Annotated in this window: 24 protein-coding genes; 10 read left to right on the forward strand and 14 right to left on the reverse strand. The window is 73.8% G+C overall.

Going from position 1 to position 23,019, the window contains the following annotated elements:
- Positions 1 to 81: 81 nt before the first annotated feature.
- Entirely contained in the window at positions 82 to 771 is a 690-nt protein-coding gene (locus ACN27A_RS11070) for a CDP-alcohol phosphatidyltransferase family protein (protein WP_421452185.1), read from the reverse strand.
- 43 nt (positions 772 to 814) lie between these two features.
- Positions 815 to 1,732, reverse strand: coding sequence for a methylenetetrahydrofolate reductase [NAD(P)H] (gene metF / locus ACN27A_RS11075; protein WP_421452188.1), 918 nt, complete (start codon positions 1,730 to 1,732; stop codon positions 815 to 817).
- Positions 1,733 to 1,984: 252 nt separating this feature from the next.
- Here metF and ACN27A_RS11080 point away from each other — a divergent pair, with 252 nt between their 5' ends.
- Entirely contained in the window at positions 1,985 to 3,343 is a 1,359-nt protein-coding gene (locus tag ACN27A_RS11080; RefSeq protein ID WP_421452191.1) for a transcriptional regulator, read from the forward strand.
- 9 nt (positions 3,344 to 3,352) lie between these two features.
- A complete protein-coding gene (locus ACN27A_RS11085; protein ID WP_132236233.1) occupies positions 3,353 to 4,435 on the forward strand; it encodes a polyprenyl synthetase family protein in 1,083 nt (360 codons plus the stop codon).
- Positions 4,436 to 4,483: 48 nt separating this feature from the next.
- Here the strand turns inward: ACN27A_RS11085 and ACN27A_RS11090 are convergent, their stop codons facing one another.
- Entirely contained in the window at positions 4,484 to 4,876 is a 393-nt protein-coding gene (locus tag ACN27A_RS11090) for an Rv2175c family DNA-binding protein (protein ID WP_421452194.1), read from the reverse strand.
- Between the two features lie 164 nt (positions 4,877 to 5,040).
- On the opposite strand from ACN27A_RS11090, the gene pknB reads away from it, so the two are divergent.
- Both pknB and ACN27A_RS11100 read left to right on the forward strand, forming a co-directional pair.
- On the forward strand, positions 5,041 to 7,026 hold the full coding sequence (pknB, locus tag ACN27A_RS11095; RefSeq protein ID WP_421452197.1) for a Stk1 family PASTA domain-containing Ser/Thr kinase: 1,986 nt from the start codon (positions 5,041 to 5,043) through the stop codon (positions 7,024 to 7,026).
- A 2-nt stretch (positions 7,027 to 7,028) separates the two neighbouring features.
- Entirely contained in the window at positions 7,029 to 7,892 is an 864-nt protein-coding gene (locus ACN27A_RS11100) for a deoxyribonuclease IV (protein WP_132236227.1), read from the forward strand.
- A gap of 19 nt (positions 7,893 to 7,911) precedes the next feature.
- Here the strand turns inward: ACN27A_RS11100 and ACN27A_RS11105 are convergent, their stop codons facing one another.
- The 4 genes from ACN27A_RS11105 to ACN27A_RS11120 form a co-directional block, all read right to left on the reverse strand.
- Positions 7,912 to 8,949, reverse strand: coding sequence for a threonine aldolase family protein (locus ACN27A_RS11105; RefSeq protein ID WP_421452200.1), 1,038 nt, complete (start codon positions 8,947 to 8,949; stop codon positions 7,912 to 7,914).
- 18 nt (positions 8,950 to 8,967) lie between these two features.
- A complete protein-coding gene (locus ACN27A_RS11110) occupies positions 8,968 to 10,374 on the reverse strand; it encodes a class II 3-deoxy-7-phosphoheptulonate synthase (protein ID WP_311411588.1) in 1,407 nt (468 codons plus the stop codon).
- 88 nt (positions 10,375 to 10,462) lie between these two features.
- On the reverse strand, positions 10,463 to 10,945 hold the full coding sequence (locus tag ACN27A_RS11115) for a hypothetical protein (protein ID WP_327029149.1): 483 nt from the start codon (positions 10,943 to 10,945) through the stop codon (positions 10,463 to 10,465).
- A gap of 236 nt (positions 10,946 to 11,181) precedes the next feature.
- Positions 11,182 to 12,807, reverse strand: a complete 1,626-nt coding sequence (locus tag ACN27A_RS11120; RefSeq protein ID WP_421452204.1) for a glycosyl hydrolase family 18 protein — start codon at positions 12,805 to 12,807, stop codon at positions 11,182 to 11,184.
- A 169-nt stretch (positions 12,808 to 12,976) separates the two neighbouring features.
- Here ACN27A_RS11120 and ACN27A_RS11125 point away from each other — a divergent pair, with 169 nt between their 5' ends.
- Together ACN27A_RS11125 and ACN27A_RS11130 are read left to right on the forward strand one after the other, a co-directional pair.
- Positions 12,977 to 13,471, forward strand: a complete 495-nt coding sequence (locus ACN27A_RS11125; RefSeq protein ID WP_421452205.1) for a glutathione peroxidase — start codon at positions 12,977 to 12,979, stop codon at positions 13,469 to 13,471.
- Positions 13,472 to 13,549: 78 nt separating this feature from the next.
- On the forward strand, positions 13,550 to 13,981 hold the full coding sequence (locus ACN27A_RS11130) for a hypothetical protein (protein WP_421452208.1): 432 nt from the start codon (positions 13,550 to 13,552) through the stop codon (positions 13,979 to 13,981).
- A 10-nt stretch (positions 13,982 to 13,991) separates the two neighbouring features.
- Here ACN27A_RS11130 and ACN27A_RS11135 read toward each other — a convergent pair whose 3' ends face one another.
- Positions 13,992 to 14,432 (reverse strand): DUF4259 domain-containing protein, encoded by a 441-nt coding sequence (locus ACN27A_RS11135; RefSeq protein WP_421452211.1) that lies wholly within the window; start codon positions 14,430 to 14,432, stop codon positions 13,992 to 13,994.
- Positions 14,433 to 14,569: 137 nt separating this feature from the next.
- On the opposite strand from ACN27A_RS11135, the gene ACN27A_RS11140 reads away from it, so the two are divergent.
- Both ACN27A_RS11140 and ACN27A_RS11145 read left to right on the forward strand, forming a co-directional pair.
- A complete protein-coding gene (locus ACN27A_RS11140; RefSeq protein ID WP_421452213.1) occupies positions 14,570 to 15,415 on the forward strand; it encodes an NADPH-dependent F420 reductase in 846 nt (281 codons plus the stop codon).
- Between the two features lie 195 nt (positions 15,416 to 15,610).
- On the forward strand, positions 15,611 to 16,558 hold the full coding sequence (locus tag ACN27A_RS11145) for a threonine ammonia-lyase (protein ID WP_421452216.1): 948 nt from the start codon (positions 15,611 to 15,613) through the stop codon (positions 16,556 to 16,558).
- Positions 16,559 to 16,652: 94 nt separating this feature from the next.
- Here ACN27A_RS11145 and ACN27A_RS11150 read toward each other — a convergent pair whose 3' ends face one another.
- Positions 16,653 to 17,003 carry a DUF2203 domain-containing protein gene (locus ACN27A_RS11150; RefSeq protein WP_311411580.1) on the reverse strand — a complete coding sequence of 117 codons (351 nt, stop codon included), beginning with the start codon at positions 17,001 to 17,003 and terminating at the stop codon, positions 16,653 to 16,655.
- 171 nt (positions 17,004 to 17,174) lie between these two features.
- Between ACN27A_RS11150 and ACN27A_RS11155 the strand changes: the two genes are divergently transcribed.
- Positions 17,175 to 18,467 carry an exo-beta-N-acetylmuramidase NamZ family protein gene (locus ACN27A_RS11155; protein WP_421452218.1) on the forward strand — a complete coding sequence of 431 codons (1,293 nt, stop codon included), beginning with the start codon at positions 17,175 to 17,177 and terminating at the stop codon, positions 18,465 to 18,467.
- Between the two features lie 159 nt (positions 18,468 to 18,626).
- On the opposite strand, the gene proC is transcribed toward ACN27A_RS11155, so the two are convergent.
- The 4 genes from proC to ACN27A_RS11175 all read right to left on the reverse strand — a co-directional run bounded on the left by proC (position 18,627) and on the right by ACN27A_RS11175 (position 21,787).
- Positions 18,627 to 19,445 carry a pyrroline-5-carboxylate reductase gene (proC, locus tag ACN27A_RS11160; RefSeq protein ID WP_421452221.1) on the reverse strand — a complete coding sequence of 273 codons (819 nt, stop codon included), beginning with the start codon at positions 19,443 to 19,445 and terminating at the stop codon, positions 18,627 to 18,629.
- Positions 19,446 to 19,517: 72 nt separating this feature from the next.
- Positions 19,518 to 20,546, reverse strand: a complete 1,029-nt coding sequence (locus ACN27A_RS11165) for a 6-phosphofructokinase (protein ID WP_132236203.1) — start codon at positions 20,544 to 20,546, stop codon at positions 19,518 to 19,520.
- Positions 20,547 to 20,724: 178 nt separating this feature from the next.
- On the reverse strand, positions 20,725 to 21,228 hold the full coding sequence (locus ACN27A_RS11170) for a pyridoxamine 5'-phosphate oxidase family protein (RefSeq protein ID WP_421452224.1): 504 nt from the start codon (positions 21,226 to 21,228) through the stop codon (positions 20,725 to 20,727).
- 61 nt (positions 21,229 to 21,289) lie between these two features.
- The gene (locus ACN27A_RS11175) at positions 21,290 to 21,787 is read right to left on the reverse strand and encodes a polyadenylate-specific 3'-exoribonuclease AS (protein ID WP_089003323.1); all 498 of its coding nucleotides are present in this window, start codon (positions 21,785 to 21,787) and stop codon (positions 21,290 to 21,292) included.
- Positions 21,788 to 22,037: 250 nt separating this feature from the next.
- Between ACN27A_RS11175 and ACN27A_RS11180 the strand changes: the two genes are divergently transcribed.
- Positions 22,038 to 22,730 carry a Crp/Fnr family transcriptional regulator gene (locus ACN27A_RS11180; protein ID WP_121400498.1) on the forward strand — a complete coding sequence of 231 codons (693 nt, stop codon included), beginning with the start codon at positions 22,038 to 22,040 and terminating at the stop codon, positions 22,728 to 22,730.
- A gap of 53 nt (positions 22,731 to 22,783) precedes the next feature.
- Here ACN27A_RS11180 and ACN27A_RS11185 read toward each other — a convergent pair whose 3' ends face one another.
- Positions 22,784 to 22,993, reverse strand: coding sequence for a hypothetical protein (locus ACN27A_RS11185; RefSeq protein WP_088999193.1), 210 nt, complete (start codon positions 22,991 to 22,993; stop codon positions 22,784 to 22,786).
- Positions 22,994 to 23,019 lie beyond the last annotated feature (26 nt).

The raw sequence follows: 23,019 nt of genomic DNA on the forward strand, positions 1-23,019 counted from the left end.
GGAAGGGCACCTTGTTAACGGCCCCTTACTCACGCCACGGCACCCCCGGTCAGGGGCCAGTCCGGACGGGCCGGCGCGCGGTCAGCCGGCGTCGATCAGGGCGCGGCGGACGGCGGAGAGCAGCTGGCCGAGGCCGAACCCGGCCAACAGCACCCAGACGGCGGTCGCCATGGTGATCGTGCCGGCCGCCAGGTCCGGCTCGACAAGCCCGGTCAGCCCGGCCAGCAGCAGCCCCACCAGGGCCACCGAGACCCGGGTGGGGCGCTCCCCCACGGTCACCGCGCCGAGTTCCCGCATGCCGGCGGAGACCGCCCGGGCGCGGACGTACTCGTGCAGCCAGGAGAGCGCGCCGGCGGTCACCACGAGCGCCCCCGGCGCGCCGACCAGCCAGAACGCGGCCAGCCAGGCGACCTCGCCGAGCCGGTCGGCCAGCGAGTCGTAGACGTAGCCGAGCCGGGTGGTCCGGTTCGTGGCCACCGCCACCGCGCCGTCGACGCTGTCCGCCACCGCGGCGAGCAGCACGAACAGCGCCGCGAGGAAGGGGCCGTCCTGCGGCCGTACGGCGAACAGCGGCACGCAGGCGCAGAGCAGCACGCCGACCACGGTGACCGGGGTCGGGCCGACCCGCAGCCGGCCCAACACGAACCCGACGTGGTAGGCGAACCGCAGCCAGGCGCGGACGACGGGGGCCGCCGCCCGGGGGTCGAAGCCCCCGTGCAGCCGTGCCCAGGCCGTGGCGTACTCGTCCCAGTTCAGCTGTGTGCCCACCACGGAACAACCGTCGCACCGCCGCTCAGGTGTCGCGGCACCGGGGTCACACCCGCGCGTCGACCTGGAGGTTCTGCCACACCTCGCGGGTGGCGGTGGAACGGTTGAGGGTGATGAAGTGGATCCCCGGCACGCCCTCGTCGAGCAGCCGCCGGCACATCTCGCTGGCCTGCTCGACGCCGAGCCGGCGCACCGCCTCCGGGTCGTCGGCGACCTTCGCGAACCGCTCGGCCAGGGCCGGCGGGAAGGGCGCCCCCGAGAGCTGCGTGGAGCGCTCGATGGTGCCGATCTGGGTCACCGGCATCACGCCGGCCAGGATCGGGGTGTCGCAGCCGGTGGCGGCGACCCGGTCGCGCAGCCGCAGGTAGTCGTCGGCGTCGAAGAACATCTGGGTGATCGCGAAGTCGGCGCCGGCCCGGCACTTGCGCACGAAGTGCTCGGTGTCGCTGTCGACGTCGGGTGACCGCGGGTGCTTGAAGGGGAAGGCCGCCACCCCGACGCTGAAGTCGCCGGCGTCGCGCACCAGGCGGACCAGGTCCTCGGCGTAGAGCACGCCCTCGGGGTGGCGCACCCAGTCGCCGCCCGGGTCGCCCGGCGGGTCGCCCCGCACGGCGAGCACGTTGCGCACCCCGACCCCGGCGAGCCGGCCGATGACGTGGCGCAGCTCGGCCACGGAGTGGTTGACCGCGGTCAGGTGGGCCATCGGCAGCAGGGTGGTCTCGGTGGCGATCCGCTCGGTGACCGCGACGGTGGTGTCGCGGGTCGACCCGCCCGCGCCGTAGGTGATCGAGACGAACGACGGGCGCAGCGACTCCAGCTCGCGGATCGCCTGCCACAGCAGCCGCTCGCCCTGCGGGGTCTTGGGCGGGAAGAACTCGAAGGAGAAGGTCGGCTGGCGGTCACGGATGAGCTCCCCGATCGCCGGCTGCGGATTGGGGAGGACCGATGGAAGACCGAGCGCCACGCCCCGACTCTAGCGGGCCGGGCCCTCCGGGCCGAGACCTTCCCACACTGGTGGACAAGGACCGCACGGCCGCCGGCCCCGCCGGGGCCGGAAAGCGTCGTACCCCCGGAGTAGTCATGGGGTTGCGCGGGGTGGGCCCGGCCGGAAGGCCGACCCGCCGGGGGCACGCGCGGGGGTCAGCATCCACCGGTGGCGCACGGTCCCGTTCGGGGGTACGCGCTACCGTCACGCCGACACCGTCCCGGAGGACCGATGACGCCGCCCCCGCCGCCCGGCCCGCAACTGCTCGGGCCGCTGCTCGCCCAGCTCCGGCTGGCCCGGGGCTGGAGCCAGCTACGCGTCGCGGCCGAGCTCTGCGCCGCGTCCGGTGCGCCGACCCTCAGCCGGCACGAGGTCTCCCGGTGGGAGCGGCAGCTGCGCGTCCCCGGCGAGTTCTGGCTGGGCTGGCTCGCCGTGGTCCTCGCGGTGCCGGCCGACCTGCTGGCCACCGCCGCGGCCCGCACCCGCAGCCTCGGTCCGCCGCCGGCCTTCGGCGGGTCCCGGCCCCGGGCGGCGCTGCTCGCCCTGGCCCAGCGCTGGCTCGCCGACCCGCGCGCCGTGCTGCTGCCCGGCACTCCCACCCGGCCCGCCGTCGGGGGCGACGGCACGGGGCCGGTACGGCTGGCGGAGCTGCGCCGGCTCGACGACCTCGTCGGCGGGGCCGACCTGGCCGGGCTCGGGGCGTACCGGCTCAGACGGGCGGTGCGGGCGCTGTCCGGGTGCGCCCCCTCCGCACGCCCCCGGCTGCTGCCCGAGCTGGCCGAGTCCGCCCAGCTCGCCGGCTGGCTCGCCGCGGACGCGGGGGACGCCGCCGGCGCCCTGGACGCGTACCGGCTGGCACTGCGCGCCGCCGCGACGGCCGGCGACCCGTCGCTCGCCGGGCACGTGCTCGGCTCGGCCAGCCACCTGCTCACCGGCGTCGGCGACCCGGAGGGCGCGCTGGTGCTGGCCCGCACCGCGTACGCCGGGGCACGGCGCTCGGCCAGCCCCGGCCTGCGTGCCCTGCTGCTGCACCGGGTGGCCCTGGCCGCGGCGCTCGGTGGCCGGGCGGGGGCGGCCCGGCAGGCGCTCGACGCGGCCCGCCGGATGACCGACGCGCCGGAGCCGGACCGGGAGCCGCCGTGGCTCTACTGGCTCGACGGGCCGGAGTTGGCGGCGATGACCGGCCGCGCGCTGGTCGCTCTGGGCCGGCCGCTCCCGGCCGAGGCGCCCCTGCACGCCGTCCGGCGGCGCGGCCCCCGCACCTCCGCGATCTACGGCGGCTGGCTGGCCCGGGGCTACCTGCAACTCGGCGAGGTGGAGCGGGCCTGCGCGGTGGCCGGCGAGGCGCTGCTCGACGCGGTCCGCGCCGGGTCGCCCCGTGCGGTGGGCCAACTGGCCGAGGTACGCCGGCGGCTGGCCGGGCACGGCGACGAGCCGGCCGTCCGGCGCCACCGGGCGCTCGCCGCCGCGGCGGCTCCGTACCTGCCCCGTCCGGGGCCGCCACCTGGGCCGGTCGGCCGGCGGGCTCGCACGTGGCGTGCGGCGCGTCGGCCCCCCGGTGCCGCGACGGGGTCCACCCCGACCGGCTAGCGTCGTGGCGTGACCCACGCTGCTCCTGTTTCCCCCGTCGACCGCGCCGGGCTGCGCCAACGGATCGACAAGGCCCTGACCGAGTTCCTGGCGAGCCAGCGCGCCTGGATGGCCGGGGTCGACGACGCCCTTGCTCCGCTCGCCGAGGCGATCGAGGCGTTCGTCCTCGGCGGCGGCAAGCGACTGCGCCCGGCGTTCGCCTACTGGGGGTTCCGGGGAGCCGGCGGGGTGGACACCGACCAGGTGGTCACCGCCCTGGCGGCGTTGGAGTTCGTGCAGGCCAGCGCGCTCATCCACGACGACCTGATGGACCGCTCCGACACCCGGCGCGGCGAGCCGGCGGTGCACCGGCGGTTCGCGGCCCGGCACCGGGCGTCCGGCTGGGGCGGCGACGCGGACGGCTTCGGCGACTCGGCGGCGATCCTGCTGGGCGACCTGTCCCTGGTGTGGTCCGACGCCCTGCTGCACTCCGCCGGGCTGGACCCGCGCACGGTGGCCCGGGCCCGGCCGGTCTTCGACGCCATGCGCACCGAGGTCACCGTCGGCCAGTACCTCGACGTGCTGACCCAGGTCACCGGGGACACCTCGGTGGAGCGGGCCGGCAAGGTCGCCCGCTACAAGTCGGCGAAGTACACGGTCGAACGGCCCCTGCTGCTCGGCGCCGCGCTGGCCGACGCGCCGGCGGAGGTCCGGGCGGCGTACTCCGCGTACGGGCTGCCGCTGGGCGAGGCGTTCCAGCTCCGCGACGACGTGCTGGGGGTCTTCGGCGATCCGGCCCAGACCGGCAAGCCGGCCGGCGACGACCTACGTGAGGGCAAGCGGACCTACCTGGTGGCGGCGGCCCTGGAGACGACCGACGAGGCGGGCCGCGAACTGCTGCTCGGCGGGCTCGGCGATCCCGGGCTGGACGAGGCCGGGGTCACCCGGCTGCGCGAGCTGATCGACGGCAGCGGGGCGCTGGCGCGTACGGAGCAGCGGATCGGTGTGCTGACCGACACCGCGCTGGCGGCGCTGGCCGCCGTCGACCTGGACACCGAGGCCCGGCAGGCCCTGGTCGACCTGGCCATCGCCGCCACCCGCCGCGCCGACTGACCCGCTGACCCGGCCCACCCCGCGCGGGGGCGAGGGGCGGGGGCGGGGTCAGAAGCCCAGGGCCTGGGCCCGGCGCTTCACCTCGCGGGCCTGGTCGCCGGCGAGCGCCTTCGCGGGGGTGCCGCCCGGCAGGGTGTCGTCCGGCTCGTAGAGCCAGCGCAGCGCGCCCTCGTCGTCGTAGCCCCCGTCGGCCAGCAGGTTGAGCACGCCGGGCAGGTGCTTCAGCACCGTCTGGTTGGCCACCAGGTCGGCCGGTACCCGGCGGACGCCGTCGCGGCGTACCGCGATCAGCTCCCGGTCCCGGATCATCTGGTGGACCTTGCTGATCGACACGTCGAGGCGCTCGGCCACGTCCGGCAGGGTCAGCCAGTCGGCGGCGTCGGCGGGGCCGGCGGATTCGGGGCCGGGCACGGCCCGGTCGGCGGGTACTGAGTCGGTCACCGGACCACCCTGCCATGTCCCGCCCGGTCGGGGTCAACGGCACCCCCACGAGCCGGCTGAGCAGGGCCGGCGGGGGAAGCGAGCGCGGCGGGGCAGTCCTGGTCGCACCCCATCTGTAGCATCCTGTTCAACCTTCACCTCCTGGACACATAGACTCCCTGCCGATGGACACACAGGTCGCCGACACGTTGCTGGGCTCGCTGATCGACGGGCGCTACCGCATCCGCGGTCGCGTGGCCCGTGGCGGCATGGCGACCGTGTACACCGCCACCGACGAACGCCTCGAGCGCACCGTCGCACTCAAGATCATTCATCCGTCCCAGGCCCCGGAACCAGGGGCGCGGACGGCGGGCTTCGTGGAGCGGTTCACCGACGAGGCGAAGACCATCGCCCGGCTGACCCACCCCAACGTCGTCGCCGTCTACGACCAGGGCAGACACTCGGGCCTGCCCTACCTCGTGATGGAGTACGTCCGCGGTCGTACCCTGCGCGACGTGCTCGCCGAGCGGCGCCGACTCAACCCCGACGAGGCGCTGGCCATCGCCGAGCAGATGCTCGCCGCGATCGCCGCCGCGCACCGGGCGGGGCTGGTGCACCGCGATGTGAAGCCGGAGAACGTGCTGGTCGCCGAGGCCCCCACCGGCGGCGCGGCCAACCTGGTCGACAGCGTCGTCAAGGTCGCCGACTTCGGGCTGGCCCAGGCGGTCGAGGCGAGCGCCGACGACGAGAACGGCAACCAGTTGATGGCCACGGTCGCGTACGTGGCCCCGGAGCTGGTCACCGACGGGCACGCCGACCCCCGCACCGATGTCTACTCCGCCGGCATCGTGCTGTTCGAGATGCTCACCGGTCGGGTGCCCTACGACGGGGACCGGCCGGTCGACGTCGCCTGGCAGCACGTCGACAACGACGTCCCGACGCCGTCGACCCTGGTGCCCGGCCTGCCCAAGGCGCTCGACGAACTGGTCGCCCGGGCCACCCGGCGTGATCCGGGCGCCCGGCCGACCGACGCCGGCGCGTTGCTGGCCGAGGTGCAGGCGGTCCGGGACGACCTGGGCGACGCGAACACGCGTACCGCCGTGTTGCGCCGGGTGTCCGACGAGCCGATGGCCGGGCCGACCATGATGGTCGCGGCGGTCCAGCCGGCCGAGCGGCCCGCCTGGGCCCGGCTGCCCGAGGGCGCCGCCCCCCGGGCAGGCCGTCGCCGGGCCGAGCCCGACGAGGGCGAGAGCCTGTGGTCGCGGCTGTCCGCGCTGCGCACCCGGGTGATGGGCGACCCGCGCGGCCGCAGGGCGGTCATCGCCGCCGCGGTGGTGCTGGTCCTGCTGGTCGCCGGCGGTGGCTGGTGGCTGGCGGCCGGACGCTACACGGAGGCCCCGCAGCTGGTGGCGATGACCAAGGCCGAGGCGGAGGCGCAGGCCGCCCGCGTCGGGGTCGTCCTCAGCTACGCCGAACCGCGCTACGACGAGAAGGTCCCGAAGGACGCCGTCCTGGCGCAGGACCCGGCCTCGGCCACCCGGATCGTCAAGGGCGGCACGATCACGCTGACCCTCTCGCTGGGGCCGGAGCGTTTCCCGGTGCCCGACGTGGTGGGCAAGGAGTTCGAGCTCGCCGAGGCGGACCTGCTCGACGCGAAGCTGGTGGTGGCGAAGGGCGCCGCCCGCTACGACGACAACCTGCCCGCGGGCGTCGTGCTGGAGACCAACCCGAAGGTCGGCGCCGAGGTGAAGCCGGGCGACAAGGTCACGGTCGTCCTCAGCAAGGGCAAGGCCCCGATCTCCGTGCCCAACCTGGTCGGCAAGAGCCTGGGTGAGGCCAGGACGATCCTCGCCCAGCTGGGCCTGGAGCTGGTGGAGCCCACCTACAAGGACTCCGACAAGCCCAAGGACGAGATCCTCGGGCAGAGCCCGGCCGACGGCACCGGGGTGGAGCGGGGAGCGAAGGTCAAGCTGGAACTCAGCAAGGGCCCACCGCTGGTCGCCGTGCCCCGGGTCATCGACCTGCCCTGCCAGCAGGCCAAGCAGCTCCTGGAGAGCCAGGGCTTCCCGGTGGCGATCCAGTTCAACCCGAACGGCATCACCCGGTTCCAGAACCCGCCGGAGAACACGCAGGTACCGCCGGCCACCCCGGTCACCCTCGGATGCATGTAGCGATGCCGGCACCGCAGCGGCTGGTCGGCTCGCACACGCCCACCTCCGGTGGCCTGGCGAGAGCCGCCCTGCCGTACGCCGACGCGGCCGGCTCGCGGGTCGTGCAGGTCTACGTGTCCAACTCGCGGGGCTGGGCGCTGCCGCCCGGCGACCCGGCCCAGGACGCGTTGTTCCGCGACGGCTGCGGCGAGCGGGGCGTGCCCGTCTTCATCCACGCGTCCCTGCTGGTCAACCTCGGCTCCCCCACCGCCAACACGGTCGAGCGTTCGGCGGAGACGCTCGCCCACGCGCTGCGCCGGGGCCGGGCGATCGGCGCCGAGGGCGTGGTCTTCCACGCCGGCAGCGCGGTCGACGAGGGGTACGCCGAGGCCGCCATGCGGCAGGTACGCGAGACGCTGCTGCCGCTGCTCGACGAGGCGGCGGCAGCGGACGGCCCGCGGCTGCTGGTCGAGCCGAGCGCGGGCGGCGGTCGCTCGCTCGCCTCCCGCGTGGAGCAGCTCGGGCCCTACCTCGACGCCGTGGAACGGCACCCCTGGCTCGGGGTCTGCTTCGACACGTGCCACGCGTGGGCGGCGGGGCACGACCTGGCCGCCGAGGGCGGCATGACCGCGACGCTGGACACGCTCGTGGCGACGGTCGGGGCCGACCGGCTACGGCTGGTGCACGCGAACGACTCGAAGGACCTCTGCGGTTCCACCCGGGACCGGCACGAGAACATCGGCAAGGGCACCATCGGCGAGCCGGCGTTCGCCGAACTGATGGCGCATCCGGCCACCGCCGGCGTCCCGGTCGTGGTGGAGACGCCGACGGAGAAGCACGTCGGCCACGCCGCCGACATCGCCACCCTCAGGCGCCTGCACCCCTGACGCGGGTCCGGCAGGGCGGTCAGCCCCGCAGGACGCGGGTGAGGACCTCGACGGCGCGGTCGATGCCGGCGTCGTCGACGTCCAGGTGGGTGACCAGGCGGGCGGTGCGGGGGCCGAGCACCGAGACCAGGACGCCCTCGGCGCGGGCGGCGGCGGCCAGGGCGTGTGCGTCCAGCGGTGCCTTGGTCAGGTCCAGTGGCACCAGGTTGGTCCGGACGGTCGTGGCCAGCACCCCGAACGGGGCGATCGCCTCGGCCAGCCGGGCCGCCTTCGCGTGGTCGGCGGCGAGCCGGTCGACGTGGTGGGCCAGCGCGTACCGACCGGCGGCGGCCAGGATGCCGGCCTGCCGCATCCCGCCACCCATCCGCTTGCGGATCACCCGGGCCCGCGCGATCTTGTCGGCGCTGCCGACGACCAGCGAGCCGACCGGCGCGCCAAGTCCCTTGGAGAGGCAGACCGACAGGGTGTCGAAGAGGGCGCCGTACCCGGCCAGCGGCACACCGTCGGCGACGTGCGCGTGCCAGATCCGGGCCCCGTCGCAGTGCAGGGCCACGCCCGCGTCGTCGGCGATCCGGCGCAGCTCGCGCAGGGTGGCCAGCGGGATCACCCCGCCGCCGCCCCGGTTGTGGGTCTGCTCGACGGCGATCGCCCGGGTGGGGACCGCGTGGTAGCCCTCGGGACGGACCATCGCGGCGACGACGTCCGGGTCGATGTCCGCGCCCACCGGTGACCAGGTCCGCGAGGAGATGCCGCCGTGCGCCGCAGCGGCCCCGATCTCGTACGTCACCACGTGCGCGTCGGCGTCGCAGAGCAGCTCGTCGCCCGGCGGCACCACCAGTTGCAGGGCGATCTGGTTGGCCATCGACCCGCTCGGGGCGAACAGCGCCGCCTCGTGCCCGAACAGCGCGGCGACCTCGGCCTCCAGCGCGTTGACGGTCGAGTCCTCGCCGTAGACGTCGTCGCCGACGTCGGCGGTGGCCATCGCCTCCCGCATCCCCGGCGTGGGCCGGGTCACGGTGTCCGAACGAAGATCGACGAAAACGTCAGCCACTGTCATGCCAGCTCACTCCTCGCGTCAGCCACGGAGCATCTCCGCCACGAGGAACGCCAGCTCCAGCGACTGCTGGGTGTTCAGTCGCGGGTCGCAGGCGGTCTCGTAGCGGCCGGGCAGGTCGAGGTCCTCGATGCCCTGGGCGCCGCCGAGGCACTCGGTGACGTCCTCACCGGTCAGCTCCACGTGCAGCCCGCCCGGGTGGGTCTCCAGGCCCCGGTGCACCTCGAAGTAGCCGAGCACCTCGTCGACGATGCGGTCGAAGTGCCGGGTCTTGTAGCCGTTGGACGACTCGTGCGTGTTGCCGTGCATCGGGTCGCACTGCCAGACCACCTTGGCGCCGGCGGCGGTCACCTTCGCCACGATCGGCGGCAGGGCGTCGCGGACCCGGTGGTTGCCCATCCGGCTGATCAGGGTGAGCCGGCCGGGGACGTTCTCCGGGTTGAGCTTCTCGCAGAGCTCGATCGCCTCGTCCGGGGTCGTCGTCGGGCCGAGCTTCACGCCGATCGGGTTGGCGATGCGGGAGATGAAGTCGATGTGCGCCCCGTCGATCTGCCGGGTGCGCTCGCCGATCCACAGGAAGTGCCCGGACAGCCCGTACGCCCGGCGGTCGGAGACCCGGGTCAGCGCCCGGTCGTACTCCAGGGCGAGGGCCTCGTGCGAGCAGTAGAGGGTGACGGTGCGCAGCGCCTCGTCGTCGGTCATCCCGCAGGCCCGGATGAAGGCCAGCGCCCGGTCGATCTCGCGGGCGATCGCCTCGTAGCGCTCGCCGGCCGGGGAGTTCTTGACGAAGCCCTTGTTCCAGTCGTGCACGGCGTGCAGGTCGGCCAGCCCGCCGGCCAGGTACGCGCGGAGCATGTTCATCGCGGCGGCCGAGTTCGCGTACGCCCGGATCATGCGCTGCGGGTCGGCGGCCCGGGCCTCCGGCGTCGCCTCCAGCGAGTTGATCATGTCGCCGCGGTAGGCGGGCAGCCCGCGCGCGTCGGTCGGCAGCGACCGGGGCTTGGTGTACTGCCCGGCGACCCGGGCCACCTTGACCACCGGCAGCGAGGCGCCGTAGGTGAGCACGATCGCCATCTGGAGCAGGGTGCGGGCGTTGGCCAGCAGGTGGCTCTCGGTGTTGTCGGCGAAGGTCTCCGCGCAGTCGCCGCCCTGGAGCAGGAACGCCTTGCCCTCGCACACCAGCGCCAGTCGCTGGCGGAGCTGGTCGACCTCGTAGGGCGCCACCACCGAGGGCACCGTGTCGAGCACCTTGCAGACCTCGGCGACCTCCGCCGGATCCGGCCACGGCGGAATCTGTGTGCGCGGCAGCTCCCGCCAGCGGTCGAGGCCGAGGGCCGCGTCCTCGGCGGAGTCGACGGTCGGACGGCTGGTCTGCAGCCCAGGGCTGCCCACCGCGGGATGGCTCAGCTGATGCCACTCATGGCGCATGAGAGAAAGCGTACGGCGAGCGGCCCGGCGACCGACCGGCGAGGGGGATGGTTCCGGCAGGTGAGAGCGGGCTCACCCGGGAGGCCGGTCAGGGGGTGGCGGCGGGGGCCGGGGTGTTGCCACCAGGCGCCTCGGCGGCGATGCACCAGTCGGCGCCGTCGCGGGTGACCGTGAACAGCAGCGGCCGGGTGAGCGTGCGGGAGCCGGCGGCGACCGAGATCGACGTGCTCACCTCCTGGCCCCGGGGACCGGAGCGGATGTCGGTGATCTCGGCCTGCGGCACCGTGAAGTGGTCGGCGAAGTCGCCGTTGGGGCCGGTCGCGGCGGCGTCGAAGCTCTCCTGGAGGGCGGCGCAGAGCTGGCTGCGCCCGGCCGCGACGTCCTTGGCGGTCATCGCGTCGAGGTAGGCCTGCACCCGCTCCCGCGACTTCGTGGTGGCCTCCTCGGCCGGGGCCCGCCCGGGCTTGGTCGCCGGATCCTCCTCCTCGCCGATACCGCAGCCGAGCAGGACGAGGGGAAGGGTCCCGAGCAGCACGGCGCCCGCCGCGAGCCTCCCGCGCGTCGCGCGCATCGCCACCTCCGTCGCCGTGGACATCGAGCCCGTTGAGCGGCGAGTCTGTCACATCGACGCACGTGCCCCGACGCCGCCGCGCCCGAACCGCCCGGCCACCGGCACGCGTCGCGCCCGTGCCCGGACGCCACCGGGTCGACGCGGGACGCTCCCCCCGCGTCGACCCGGGCACAGCGGGCGGGGAGGGACCGGTGCGCGGTCCCTCCCCGCCGTTTGGGTGGTGCGTCGGCGCTCGGCTAGCCGAGACCGCCCTTGATGGCGCCGATCAGCTCGCCGTTGCCGGTGTCACCGGAGAGCTCCCAGAAGAAGGCGCCACCGAGGCCCTGGTTCTTCGCGTACGTCATCTTGCCGTTGATCGTGGAGGGGGTGTCGTAGCTGTACCAGTTGCTGCCGCACTTGGCGTACGCCGTGCCGGCGACCGTGCCCGTGGCCGGGCAGGTGTTCTTGAGGACCTTGTAGTCCTCGATGCCCTGCTCGTAGGTGCCCGGGGCGGGGCCGGTGGCGGTGCCACCCGGGGCGGCCTGGGTCACCCCGGTCCAGCCCCGGCCGTAGAAGCCGATGCCGAGCAGCAGCTTGTCCGACGGGATGCCCTTGCTCTTGAGCTTCTGGATCGCCGCGTCCGACCAGAAGCCCTGCTGCGGGATGCCGGCGTACGAGGTGAGCGGGGAGTGCGGGGCGGTGGGGCCCTGCGCGTTGAAGGCGCCGAAGTAGTCGTACGTCATCGGCATGATCCAGTTGAGGTGCGTCGCGGCGCCGGCGTAGTCGGTGGCGTCGATCTTGCCGCCGTTGCTGCCGTCCGCCGTGATCGCGGCGGTGACCAGCGCGGACGAGCCGAACTTCGACCGCAGCGCGCTGACCACGTTCTTGAAGGCGTTCGGGCCGCTGCTGTCGCAGGTGAGCCCGCAGGCGTTCGGGTACTCCCAGTCGACGTCGATGCCGTCGAAGACGTCCGCCCAGCGCGGGTCCTCGACCAGGTTGTGGCAGCTCTCGGCGAACGCGGCCGGGTTCTGCGCGGCCTGGGTGAAGCCGCCCGACCAGGTCCAACCGCCGAAGGACCAGATCACCTTCAGGTTCGGGTACATCTTCTTGAGCTTGCGCAGCTGGTTGAAGCTGCCGCGCAGCGGCTGGTCCCAGGTGTCGGCGACGCCGTCGACGCTGTCCGCCGCAGTGTAGGCCTTCTCGTAGTCGGCGTAGCTGTCACCGATGGTGCAGCGGCCGCCGGTGGTGTTGCCGAAGGCGTACAGGATGTGGGTCAGCTTGGCGGCCGAGCCACTCGTGTGGATGTTCTTCACGTGGTAGTTGCGGGCGTAGACGCCCCACTGCGCGAAGTAGCCGACGACCTTCTTGCCGCCCGGGCCCGGCGGGGTGGTGGTCGGCGGAGGCGTGGTCGGGGGCGGGGTGGTGGGCGGCGCCGTGGTCGGCGGGGTGGTGGTCGGCGGCGCGGTGGTGGGGGGCGGGGTGCCGCCGCCACACGGCGCGCCGTTGATCGTGCAGTTCAGCGGCGCCTTGTACGCGCCGGTGCCGTTGTAGCCCCAGCTGAACGAGGCACCCGCCGCGATCGGGCCGGCCCAGCTCTTCTTGACGGCGACGTAGTGGTCGCCGGTGCGCGTGACGTCGGCGTCCCAGGAACTGCTGATGCTGGTGCCCGACGGCAGGTCGAACTCGATGCGCCAAGTGCTCACCGGGGCGCTCGTCCCGTTGGTGACGGTCACCCGCGTCTCGTGACCGGTCCCCCAGTCCTGCGCCTTGGCGAAGCCGGCGGTCACGCTGCCGGCGCCGAACGCACTGGCCATCGGGACCGTGGCGGCGGTGACCGCCATCACGGCGCCGACCCAGAGGGCCCGGCGGAGCGATCTCTTCATGCGGCGTCTCCCTAAACAGTTAGGAAACTTTCCAGATTGATGGTGAGACGCTACTCACGCCGTCATCCATTCGTCAAGATGTCGATGTATCGATTTACCTTGGGAGCGCGACCAGCCCCCCGGCCGCTCCCCCGGGCGACGGCCCGGCGACGCCGCGTAGCCTCGACCCATGACCGTCTTCGACACCCGGATCGACGCCCTGGCCGGAGGTCCGGCCGACCTCGCGCGGCACCGCGGACGCGCCCTGCTGGTGGTCAACGTCGCCTCGCGCTGCGGCCTCACCCCGCAGTACGCGGGCCTCCAGGCGCTGCACGACGAGTACGCCAACCGCGGCCTCGTGGTGCTCGGCGTGCCCTGCAACCAGTTCGCCGGCCAGGAGCCGGGCAGCCCGGCCGAGATCAGCGACTTCTGCCAGGTCAACTACGGGGTGACCTTCCCGCTCACCGAGAAGGTCGACGTGAACGGCCCCGGCCGCCACCCGCTCTACGCGGCGCTGGTCGGCACGGCCGACGCGGAGGGCCACGCCGGCGACGTGCGGTGGAACTTCGAGAAGTTCCTCGTCGCCCCGGACGGCACGGTGGCGGCCCGGTTCGCGCCCACCGTCGAGCCCGGCTCGGCCGACCTGCGCGCCGCGATCGAGAAGGTGCTGCCCCCAGCGCCCTGACGACACCCGCCTCGGCCGTGCCGCTGTGTGCCGAACGGACTACGATCGGCGACACCTGGTCCGAGTGGAGGGGGCGGGATGTTCTTCGCGGTGCAGCCGGCACTCACCCCGGGCCAGGTCCCGCCCGAGCACCACGTCAGCATCCAGCGTCCGCTCGACGCCGGTCGGGTGGTGCTCGACGCCGCCGTGCCCGACGACGTGCTGCGCGACCACGGCCGCCTGCGGCACCTCCCGCCGGCTCCCGCGCACCTCGACGGCCCGGGGCGGCACCGCTTCACGCTGGAGCACCTGCGCGGTCGGTTCGAGGGCGCGACGTCCTACATCCGGATGTCGCCCGAGGACCTGCCGCCCTTCGCCCGGGAGCTCTTCGCGGCGGCCGGGCCGGTGGTGCTCGTCTGGACCGACCCGACGACCGGCGAACGCGTCGAGCGGGTGGTGGTGGCGGTCCGGCGCGACGGCGATCCGGGCGGCCGGAGCGGGCGCACCCCGCCCGAGCCCCGCAGGCTGTGATCCTCGCGCCTCAACCCCCGACGACGGCGGCCCCGGTCGGATCGGCCAGCGCGGCCCGGATCGGGGCGAGCGCGGCGGCGAACTCGTCGAGCTCCCCGGCCTCCTCCCAGAGCTCGGCCAGCTCGGACCCGTCGGCGAGCACCCGGTCCAGCGCCCGCAGGGCCAGCGCCGGCAGCTCCGCGGTGAGCGTCAGACGCCCGCCGGCGGTGAGGAAGTCCGGCGCGTACGCCGAGTCGACCGGCGGGCCGCCGGGAAGGTGCGCGGCGACCACCGCCGACGCCGCGACCGCCTTGGCGCCGGGCCACGAGTCCAGGAAGTCGCCCTCCCGCACCGCCTCGCGCAGCGCCAGCTCGACCAGCCGGGGCCGCCGCTCCGGCGTCGCCTCGTCGAGGTCGGCGCACCAGTCCGCCGCCGCGTCGTTGTCGAACGGTCCCGCCGCCCACGTGCCCATCGCACTCCCCGTTCCGTGTTCGCAAGTGGAGGCAGGCTAGCCGCCGGGGCCGACATCGTTCCCGCCGTGACGGCGTTGCGGGCCGCCCGACGGGCGTTGTCCCGAAGCCGGTCCCCGGCCCCCTGGCCGGCAGTACGTTGGGCGGGCGGCGCAGGCCGTCACCGCCACTGCGCGCGGCGGGGACGCGCCCGGTCCGACGCCGCGCGGGCCGCCCCCGCCGGCCGGCCCGCCGAACACCAGACACGAGACGGAATTGTCGACCACACCGGTGGGGAATACCGTCGCCGCGAACGAGGTTGGGGACCGACATGACAACTGTGGGACTGATCGGCAGTGGACACATCGGCGGCACGGTGGCGCGGCTGGCGGTGGCCGCCGGCTACGACGTGGTGCTGAGCAACTCGCGCGGCCCGGAGACCTTGAAGGATCTCGTCGAGGAGCTGGGCCCGCGCGCCCGGGCGGCCACGGCCAGCGAGGCCGCGGAGGCCGGCGACCTGGTGGTCGTCACCATCCCGCTGAAGGCGTACCGGGACGTGCCGGTCGAGCCGCTGGCCGGCAAGCTCGTGCTGGACACCAACAACTACTACCCGGAGCGGGACGGCCGGTTCCCCGAGCTCGACTCGGGCTCCACGACCAGCAGCGAACTGCTCCAGCGGCACCTGCCGCAGTCGCGGGTGGTCAAGGTGTTCAACAACATCTTCTTCAAGCACCTGCAGGCGCTGGCCCGGCCGACCGGCGCCGACGACCGCAGCGCGCTGCCCATCGCCGGCGACGACGCGGGCGCGAAGGCGGAGGCCACCGCCTTCCTCGACCGGATCGGCTACGACGCCGTGGACGCCGGCATCCTCGCCGAGAGCTGGCGCTACCAGCCGGACACCCCCGCCTACGGGACCATCTACTCGGCCGACCCGGCGGACTGGGAGCGCGAGGCGCCGGCCGACGCCGCCAGGGTGCGGGCCGCCCTGACCGAGGCCACCCGCTGAGCGTTCGCCCCTCCGGCCGGCACCGCCGCACCGTCCGCCCACCGCGGCGCGACGGTCCTGCCGCAGGCACCACGGCCGGTCGCACCACGGACGGCGCGGCCGGTCGGTGCGGCCGGGCGGGCGGCGCGGCCGGGCGGGTGGGCGGTGCGACCAGGCCGGGCGGTGCGACCGGGCGGGCCGGGCTAGGCTGCGACGGTGCAGCTCACCACCGTGGACGACATCGTCACGGCCGAGAAGCGCATCGCGGGGCGGGTCGCCCGCACGCCGCTGCTGCCCTGCCCCCGCCTCGGCGACCCGCTCCGGCTCGACCTCGCGGTGAAGGCCGAGAACCTCCAGCACACCGGCAGCTTCAAGGTGCGGGGCGCGCTGAACGCGCTGCTCGCCCGCGTCGAACGGCAGGGGGCACCCGCCGGGCTGACCGCCTTCTCCGCCGGCAACCACGCGATGGCCGTGGCCTTCGCCGGCCGTACCTTCGGCCTGCCGACCGTCGTCTGCATGCCACCGCAGGCGGTGCCGACCAAGATCGAGGCGGTCCGGCGGTACGGCGGCGCGGTCGTCCTCACCGACGACCTGCTGGGCACCTGCCAGGCACTCGCGGCGGAACGCGGCTACCACCTCCTGCACCCGTTCGACGAGCCGGACGTCATCGCCGGCCAGGCCACCGTCGGCAGGGAGATCCTGGCCGACGGCCCGCCGCCGGAGCTGGTCCTCGTGCCGATGGGCGGCGGCGGGCTGATCAGCGGGGTGGCGTCGGCCGTCCGGGCGGCCGTCCCCACCGCCCGCGTCGTCGGGGTCGAGCCGGCCACCGCCAACGCGGTCGGCCACGCGCTGCGCACCGGCGGCGACGCCCTGGCGGTACGGCCGACGTCGATCGCCGACGGGCTGGCGGCGCCGTTCGCGGGGCGGCACACCCTGGCGCACGTCCGCGCGCTCGTGGACGAGGTGGTCGAGGTGTCCGAGGAGGACATCCGGGCCGCCTGGTGGGAGCTGCTGGACGCGACGAAGCTCCTGGTCGAACCGTCCGCCGCCGTCACCCTCGCCGCGCTGCGGGCGGGCCTGGTCGACGCCGGACCGGGCACCCGTACCGTGCTGGTCCTCAGCGGCGGGAACGTCTCCCCGGCCATGCTCGCGTCCCTGGCCTGACGCACGCCGGAGGGGTCGAGGAGGCCGCCGAACTGCGGGCCGATGCACCACCGGCGCGGCCGACGGGCCGACCGGTCCCCCCGCCGGGCCGGGGTCAGAGCGGGCGGCGGCCGGCGAAGCCGCACTCCACCCGGTGGTACCAGCGCACGTCGGTGTCCCCCTCCAGCCAGCACCAGAGCACCGGCCGGCCGTCGCGCTCGCCGGGGAAGTCCAGCAGGACCGGCGCGATCCCCTTCACCTGGATGTCGTGGGAGTGCAACTCCTCGACGAGGGCGTGCAGCCGCGCCTCCAGCCCCTTGACCTCGGCCAACCCGCCGAGCGGGCTGGCGCCCCGGTCGGCCAGGTCGACGCGCAGCTCGGCCAGGTCGGCCCGCAGCCGGATCAGCTCGTCGACGCGCGGGCGCAGGGTGGCGATCAGGTGGCGGGCCTGGGCGAGGGTGAACACCGGGCCAGTATGGAGCACCGCCCGACCGGTGGCCCCGCACCACGCGCCGCCGGGTTGGCAGGTCCGACAGCGCCGTCGGCCGGACCCGTCCACTCCCGCTTTGTAGCTAACCTTCCTTGACGGGGCATCAACGTGTAGCTAAGTTTCGACCAAACCGACGGGAGGGTCGACATGGAGCGAAGGAAGTTCCTGGCCGGAGCGGGTGCGGTGACCGCGGGCGCGGTCGCGGCGACGGCACCCGGTGCGGCCGGTCACGCCGCGCCCGGCATCCGCCACGTGGAGACCGGGCTCGACGTGCTCGTCCGGTCCGACTTCGCCGAACTCGCCGGCCAGCGGGTCGGGGTGATCTCGAACCCCACCGGCGTGGACTCGGCCTACCGGCACCTGGTCGACCTGATGCACGCCTCCGGCACGGTGCGGCTGGCCGCCGCCTTCGGCCCCGAGCACGGCTTCCGCGGCTCGGCGCAGGCCGGCGGCAGCGAGGGCACCGGCATCGACGCCCGCACCGGGATCACCGTCTACGACGCGTACGGCGCCTCGCTGGCCAAGTGGGAGACCATGTTCACCCAGGCCGGCGTCGACACCGTCGTCTTCGACATCCAGGACGTCGGCGCCCGCTTCTACACGTACATCTGGACGATGTACACCTCGATGATGGCCGCGGCCCGCGTCGGCAAGCGGTACGTGGTGCTGGACCGGCCGAACCCGGTCGGCGGCCGGGCCTACGGGCCGATGATGACCGCCGGTTTCACCTCCGGGGTGGGCCTGAAGGAGATCGTCCAGCAGCACGGCATGACCGTCGGCGAGCTGGCCCGGTTCTTCAACGCCGAGTTCCTCCCCGCCGAGGCCGGCCGCCAGGTCGACCTGCACGTCGTGAAGTGCCGGCACTGGAAGCGCGACAAGCTGGCCGCCGACACCGACCTGCCCTGGGTGCTGCCCAGCCCGAACATGCCCACCACGGACACCGCGCTGGTCTACCCCGGCACCGGCCTGTTCGAGGGCGTCGCCTCGCTCACCGAGGGCCGGGGCACCTGCAAGCCGTTCGAGCTGATCGGCGGGCTGGCCGACGACTTCGACTACCACTGGTCCGACCGGCTCAACGCCCGCGAGCTGCCCGGCGTCGAGTTCCGCGAGGCGTACTTCACGCCGACGTCCGCCGGGCAGAAGCCCGCGCTGCTCAACAAGCTCTGCGCCGGCGTCGAGGTCAAGGTCGTCGACCGCGCGAAGTACGACCCGATCCGCACGGCGGTCGCGATGCTGGTGGAGGCGCACAAGTACGAGGCGTTCGCGTGGCGGCGCGACTCGTGGGACACCGTGCGTCCGTACTGGATCGACAAGCTCACCGGGTCGCCGCGGCTGCGCACGATGATCGACGCGGGCGCCGACGTGGACGACGTGGTCGGCGCCTGGGCCGACGAGCTGGCGGACTTCAACCGCCGCCGCAAGCCCCACCTGCTCTACTAGGAGCGCCGGGCCGGCGGACCGCACTCGAGATCTTGGTGGGAAATGGCCCCGGCAGGGGCCATTTCCCACCAAGATCCAAGGTCCACAGCCATCCTGGAGACCGGAACGAAACTCCCGGACAATGGACGAAGTGCGAGCGTCGAGCCGGAAGCGAAGGAGTCAGTCCGCCTGGGCGGCCAGTTCGCGGGCGCGGTCGCGGGCCGCCTCCAGCGCGGCGAGCAGCGCCGCGCGTACGCCGTGCTTCTCCAGCTCGCGCACGGCGGAGATGGTGGTGCCGGCCGGCGAGGTGACCGCCTCGCGCAGCTTCACCGGGTGCTCGCCGGAGTCGCGCAGCATCACGGCCGAGCCGATGGCGGTCTGCACGATCAGCTCGTGCGCGACCTGCCGGGGCAGGCCGAGCAGGATGCCGGCGTCGATCATCGCCTCGACCAGCAGGTAGAAGTACGCCGGCCCGGAGCCGGAGAGCGCGGTCACCGCGTCCTGCTGGGACTCGGGCACCCGGACCGTCGAACCCAGCGGCTTGAACATCTCCTCGGCCAACGCCAGGTGCGTGCCGGTGGCGTGGGCGCCGGCGGAGATCGCCGTCATCGCCTGGTCGACCAGGGCCGGGGTGTTGGTCATCACCCGCACCACGGGCGTGCCCTCGGGCAGCCGGCGGTTGAAGAAGCCGGTCGGCAGGCCGGCGCAGAGGGAGATGACCAGCTTGTCGGCGGGCACCTTCGGCCCGATCTCGTCCAGCAGCGCCGCCGCGTCCTGCGGCTTGACGGAGACGGCGAGCACCTCCGCCTCGGCCACGGCGGTCAGGTTGTCGACCACCCGAACGCCGTAGCGGGCGGTCAGCTCCTCGGCGCGGGCGGGCCGGCGGGCGGTGGCGAGCAGCCGGTCGACCGGCCAGCCCGACCGCAGCAGCCCGGAGAGCATCAGCTCGCCGATCTTGCCGGCCCCGATGACCGCGACCGTGTGCACCGAACCCGCCATCGCCGTCGTACCCCCTCGAAGTGGACCGGCGTCGCGACGGGCCGGACGGCCCGCCGCGACGCCGGGGATGGATCAGCTGCCGAAGAAGACCTCGGCCTCGGCGTACCGCTCCAGCGGCACGGTCTTCAGCTCGCGGGTGGCCTCGGCCAGCGGAACGCGGACGATGTCCGTGCTCTGCATGGCGACCATCTTGCCCCAGTCGCCCTCGTGGACCGCGTCGATCGCCTGCAGGCCGAGCCGGGTGGCGAGCACCCGGTCGAAGGCGCTCGGGGTGCCGCCGCGCTGGATGTGCCCGAGCACGACGGTGCGGGCCTCCTTGCCGGTCTTGGCCTCCAGCTGCTCGGCGAGCCACTGGCCGATGCCGCCGAGGCGGACGTGGCCGAACGCGTCGAGCTCCTGGTTGTGCAGGACCATCTGGCCGTCGAGCGGCTGGGCGCCCTCGGCGACCACGACGATCGGGGCGTACTGGTGCTGGAAGCGCTTCTCGACGTAGCCGGCGACCTGCTCGACGTCGAACTGCCGCTCCGGCAGCAGGATCACGTTGGCGCCACCGGCCAGGCCGGCGTGCAGGGCGATCCAGCCGGCGTGCCGGCCCATCACCTCGACCACCAGGGTGCGGTGGTGGCTCTCGGCGGTGGTGTGCAGCCGGTCGATCGCCTCCATCGCGATGTTGACGGCGGTGTCGAAGCCGAAGGTGTAGTCGGTGGCGCCGAGGTCGTTGTCGATCGTCTTCGGCACGCCGATGACGTGGACCCCGAGCTCGTGCAGCTTGGTCGCCACGCCGAGGGTGTCCTCGCCGCCGATCGCGATGAGCGCGTCCACGCCCTGTGCGGCGAGGTTCTCCTTGATCCGCTCGACGCCGTTCTCGATCTTGAAGGGGTTCGTCCGGGACGAACCGAGGATGGTGCCGCCGCGCGGCAGGATGCCGCGGACCTCCGCGATGCCCAGGGGGCGGGACAGTCCCTCCAACGGGCCCTTCCAGCCGTCCCGGAAACCCACGAACTCGTGGCCGTAGCTGGCGACGCCCTTGCGGACCACCGCCCGGATGACCGCGTTGAGACCTGGGCAGTCGCCGCCGCCGGTGAGCACGCCGATACGCATGATCGCTCATCCTCCTGGGAGCATCAGGTGAAGCCCGATTTGCCCCAGGATATGTGTCGAATCAAGACCATCGGCGCCGTTGCCGGCCCGGGGCGGGCCGTCAGTGCGCACTGTAGTCGCCGCGGGCGTACGCCGACACCGCGCCCCGGGCCGGTCCCACCGGCGGGCGGCCTACCGGTCAGTAGCTGACCTCGTGGTTCTCCCCCACCTCCGGCGGCTTGCCGGTCACCGCCGCCTTCGCGTAGCCGAACAGGTTCACCACCGTGCTCGACGGAGAGTCCCAGTACTCCGCGGATCCGGCGTGCACCTTGAGCAGGGTGAGTCCGGGGGTCTCCAGCCCGTCCGGGAACCATGCCTTGAGCACCGGGTTCCACAGCTCCTCGGCCTTCGCCCGGTCGTACTCCTCCCGGGCCGTGCCCGCGACCGACACCCAGGAGTTGCGCCGGGAGTCGGAAAAGGAGACGTTGACCTCGGGGTTCACGCGGATCTGCCGGACCTTGGCGGAGTCGGCGTACGCGAAGAACCACAGGTCGCCGTCGAAATCCGCCTCCTGCAACCCCATCGGGCGGCTCACCATCCGGCCGTCCACGGCGATCGTGGTCAACATGCAGATGCGGGCCTCGCGGACCAGCTCGGTCACCCGGCGCCGGGCCTCGGCGGCGTTGGTCGGTTCGTTGCTCATTGGGACTCTCCCTCACATCGGCTCGACGTCGCACCGGTGCCCGGGACAGAACCGACCAAACCTACGAACCGGTCATCGCCCGCCACCGGGCCAGGTTGTGCCGGGCATCGACCAGCGCGTCGTGCCGCGCCGCGTCGGCGTCCGGCAGCGGCGGACGGCCCCGGTCGTCCCAGAGTTGGCGCAGGTCCTTGGTGAACCGGGGGATCTCCCGGGGCAGCGCCGGCATGGCGCCCCACAGCTGGGCCAGGGCGACGTGGTCGTACGCGGCGTACCAGGCCCACAGCTCCAACTGCTCGCCCGGGCGGTCGCGGACCGGCTCGACGAGGAAGTCGTACAGCTCGTCGCGGATGCGCTCGCGGGAACGCCAGGCGCGGTTCGCCGGGGAGGGCAGCTTGTCGAGCACGTTGCGGCGCACCCAGGGCACGGCCCGCGAGTCGTCGAACTCGGTCGAGACGGCGTAGAACTCGCGGCCGTACTCGTCGACGACGCCGATCGACACGAGGTCGACGAGCCGGCCGTCCTCGATGAACTCGCAGTCGTAGAAATAGCGGTAGACCATCGCCCGTCATCCTCGCCCACGCCCTCGGCGTCCCGACGACCGGGGCGGCCGGAACGCCCCCCACCACGCCGGTCGTCGCAGCTCGGGAGTGTCACGGAAGTGATTTGAGGGGTGTACAGCAAGCGACCGGACCGTCATGATCTGATGTGTACCGCTACCGGACGCCGAACCGGTGTCAGTTCACCTCGTCGAGGCCTTCAGGTTCACCCGGTGAGCGAGTTGTGGTCCTTGACCGGGGAGGGGTTGGACCGTGGAGATGCGCCTGCCGGAGCCTGGTGACGCGCTCACGGGTGTGGAGATGTTCGCCGGGCTGGAGCCGGAGGTCCGGCAGCGGGTGATCGCCGCGGCGGTCCCCCGCACATACCGCAAGGGCCAACTGCTCTTCGTCGAGAACGACCCCGGCGAGTCCCTCATCGTCCTGCGTCGGGGCGCGGTCGCGGTCTTCCGCACCGCGCCGACCGGCGAACGCGCCGTGCTGTCGGTCATCCGTCCGCCGGACGTGCTGGGCGAGGTCTCCCTGCTCGACGCCTCCACCCGGTCCGCCTCGGCCGAGGCGATCGAGGACTGCGCCGCGCTCGCGCTGTCCCGGGGCGCGTTCATGGAGCTGGTGCACTCCAACCCGCGCATCCTCGACGCGGTGATGCGCTCGCTCGGCGGGCTGATCCGACGGCTGACCGAGCAGAACGCCGACCACGTCTTCCTGGACCTGCCCGGCCGGGTGGCCAAGACCCTGGTGCGGCTGGCCGGCGAGAGCCAGGCCCCGATGATCACCATCGAGCTCAACCAGAGCCAGCTCGCGGAGATGGCCGGCGGCTCGCGGCAGAGCGTCAACCAGGCGATCGGGTCGTTCGCCAACCGGGGTTGGCTGCGCACCGAGGGCCGGCGCATCGTGGTCACCGACGTCGCGGCGCTGCGCCGCCGCGCCGGCATGAGCGAGCGCTGAGGCGTACGCGGAAAAGGGCCGGAGCAGCCGCTCCGGCCCTTTCGTGCGGGGTGTCAGGGAGTGTTGCTGCCCGGCCCGACCCAGTTGGTGCTGCCCGGCCCGACCCACTCCGTGCCGTCCTTGCCGCCACCGGACTGCTCGCTGACGATCCCCTGCGCCTGGAGCGCGGCCAGCGTGGCGGCGTCCACGTCGACGGAGTCGCCCGCGAGGTGGCTGACCCCGTTGCCGTCGGTCCAGTCGCTCTGCAACATCACGTACACCATCGGGAATCCCCCTGTGGTCAATGGTC

Source organism: Micromonospora sp. WMMD737, from assembly GCF_049179055.1.
In the GTDB taxonomy this organism is placed as follows: Bacteria; Actinomycetota; Actinomycetes; order Mycobacteriales; family Micromonosporaceae; genus Micromonospora; species Micromonospora reichwaldensis.

Coding starts and splice junctions, on each gene's coding strand:
- ACN27A_RS11080 (WP_421452191.1), top strand. CDS start 1,985: ATGACGCCGCCCCCGCCGCCCGGCCCGCAACTGCTCGGGCCGCTGCTC.
- pknB (WP_421452197.1), top strand. CDS start 5,041: ATGGACACACAGGTCGCCGACACGTTGCTGGGCTCGCTGATCGACGGG.
- ACN27A_RS11100 (WP_132236227.1), top strand. CDS start 7,029: ATGCCGGCACCGCAGCGGCTGGTCGGCTCGCACACGCCCACCTCCGGT.
- ACN27A_RS11105 (WP_421452200.1), bottom strand. CDS start 8,949: ATGACAGTGGCTGACGTTTTCGTCGATCTTCGTTCGGACACCGTGACC.
- ACN27A_RS11110 (WP_311411588.1), bottom strand. CDS start 10,374: ATGCGCCATGAGTGGCATCAGCTGAGCCATCCCGCGGTGGGCAGCCCT.
- ACN27A_RS11115 (WP_327029149.1), bottom strand. CDS start 10,945: ATGCGCGCGACGCGCGGGAGGCTCGCGGCGGGCGCCGTGCTGCTCGGG.
- ACN27A_RS11120 (WP_421452204.1), bottom strand. CDS start 12,807: ATGAAGAGATCGCTCCGCCGGGCCCTCTGGGTCGGCGCCGTGATGGCG.
- ACN27A_RS11125 (WP_421452205.1), top strand. CDS start 12,977: ATGACCGTCTTCGACACCCGGATCGACGCCCTGGCCGGAGGTCCGGCC.
- ACN27A_RS11130 (WP_421452208.1), top strand. CDS start 13,550: ATGTTCTTCGCGGTGCAGCCGGCACTCACCCCGGGCCAGGTCCCGCCC.
- ACN27A_RS11135 (WP_421452211.1), bottom strand. CDS start 14,432: ATGGGCACGTGGGCGGCGGGACCGTTCGACAACGACGCGGCGGCGGAC.
- ACN27A_RS11155 (WP_421452218.1), top strand. CDS start 17,175: ATGGAGCGAAGGAAGTTCCTGGCCGGAGCGGGTGCGGTGACCGCGGGC.
- proC (WP_421452221.1), bottom strand. CDS start 19,445: ATGGCGGGTTCGGTGCACACGGTCGCGGTCATCGGGGCCGGCAAGATC.
- ACN27A_RS11165 (WP_132236203.1), bottom strand. CDS start 20,546: ATGCGTATCGGCGTGCTCACCGGCGGCGGCGACTGCCCAGGTCTCAAC.
- ACN27A_RS11170 (WP_421452224.1), bottom strand. CDS start 21,228: ATGAGCAACGAACCGACCAACGCCGCCGAGGCCCGGCGCCGGGTGACC.
- ACN27A_RS11175 (WP_089003323.1), bottom strand. CDS start 21,787: ATGGTCTACCGCTATTTCTACGACTGCGAGTTCATCGAGGACGGCCGG.
- ACN27A_RS11185 (WP_088999193.1), bottom strand. CDS start 22,993: ATGGTGTACGTGATGTTGCAGAGCGACTGGACCGACGGCAACGGGGTC.